Here is a 1,254-nt window from a genome sequence, read left to right on the forward strand (position 1 = left end):
TGGAGTGGGCCCCTTGAGCCGGACAGCGATCATGCTTCGGTTTGGACTGTCTGCCGGGCGTGGTGATCCTCGAACTGACGCGGGCTGAGGTAGCCGAGCGCCGAGTGAAGCCTCTTTGCGTTGTAGACGTCGTCGATGAAGGTCGGAAGGCTCTCGGCGACGTCGGTGAAGGTCTCGTAGGCCATCGGATAGACTGCCTCCACCTTGAGCGTCTTCATGAAGCTCTCCGCCTTGGCGTTGTCGTAAGGGTTGCCGCGTCGGCCCATCGAGCCGATCAGGCCGTGAGCGGCTAGCGCATCGCGGTAGGCTTGGCTGGCGTATTGCGAGCCGCGGTCCGAGTGATGGATGCAGCCCGCGTGCGGCCGCCGGCGCTCGACCGCCACCTCCAGCGCAGCTGTCGTCAGCCGGGCGTCGATCGAACGGCTGATGGCGTAGCCGACGACGGTCCGCGACCAGGCGTCGAGGACGACCGCCACGTAGACGAACCGGCCGACGACTGGAACGTAGGTGATGTCCGCAACCCAAAGCTGGTTCGGCCCGGTCAGAGCGACGTCCTTGGCGCGGTTCGGGAGGATCGGACTGTCGTGGCGGCTGTCCGTGGTCGTGACATGGCGGCGCCGGCGTCTCGGCTGTAGCCCGTGCTCGCGCATCAGCCGCCGAACCTTCTTGTGGTTCACGACGCAGCCCTGCTGACGCAGAGCCGCCTGGATGCGCCGCCAGCCATAGGCTTCGAACGCATCGGAGATCGCCGTCATTGCTTCCACAAGGGCAGTGTCGTCGAACGCCCGGCGCGGCTCGTCGTAGTAGCTCGATCGCGCGATCCCCATCAGCCGACATCCTTCGGCGACGGAGAGGCCACGGGGCCGGTGATCACGGACGTAGTCGCGCTTCTCGGCCGCGGTCCGCTTCGCAGAGCCCCCTTTAGAAACTCGAGCTCGAGCGCCTGTCGGCCGACAAGCCGCTCCAACGCAGCGATCCGCGCCTCGTACTCCTGCATCCGATCGGCTGCCTCCGCGTCCTCATCGAACGCGCCGGCCTCGTACTTCTGCACCCACAAGCGGATCAGGTTGCGCGATAGGTCATGCCGCTTCGCAAGGCCGTGCAGGGTCTCCCCGGAGATGAATTCCTGCGCGATCTGGCGCTTGAACGCGATGCTGTGGGATCGATGGCGTGTCATGGGCTCTCATCCTCTGAAAGCCCGGCCTACGGTCAATTCCAAAAGCTCAATCCGTCCACCTCGAAGGGCCCACTCCA

Annotated in this window: 1 protein-coding gene and 1 pseudogene; both read right to left on the reverse strand. The window is 65.5% G+C overall.

What is annotated here, in order from left to right:
• Positions 1 to 29 precede the first annotated feature (29 nt).
• Positions 30 to 839: pseudogene (locus tag ACO2RJ_RS20865) on the reverse strand (IS3 family transposase); the annotation flags it as partial.
• The gene (locus tag ACO2RJ_RS20870; protein ID WP_423269985.1) at positions 827 to 1,177 is read right to left on the reverse strand and encodes a transposase; all 351 of its coding nucleotides are present in this window, start codon (positions 1,175 to 1,177) and stop codon (positions 827 to 829) included. The pseudogene ACO2RJ_RS20865 and the gene ACO2RJ_RS20870, both read right to left, overlap by 13 nt.
• Positions 1,178 to 1,254: the final 77 nt, after the last annotated feature.

The sequence above is a fragment of the Hansschlegelia sp. KR7-227 genome (assembly GCF_049446035.1).
Lineage (GTDB): Bacteria > Pseudomonadota > Alphaproteobacteria > Rhizobiales > Methylopilaceae > Methylopila.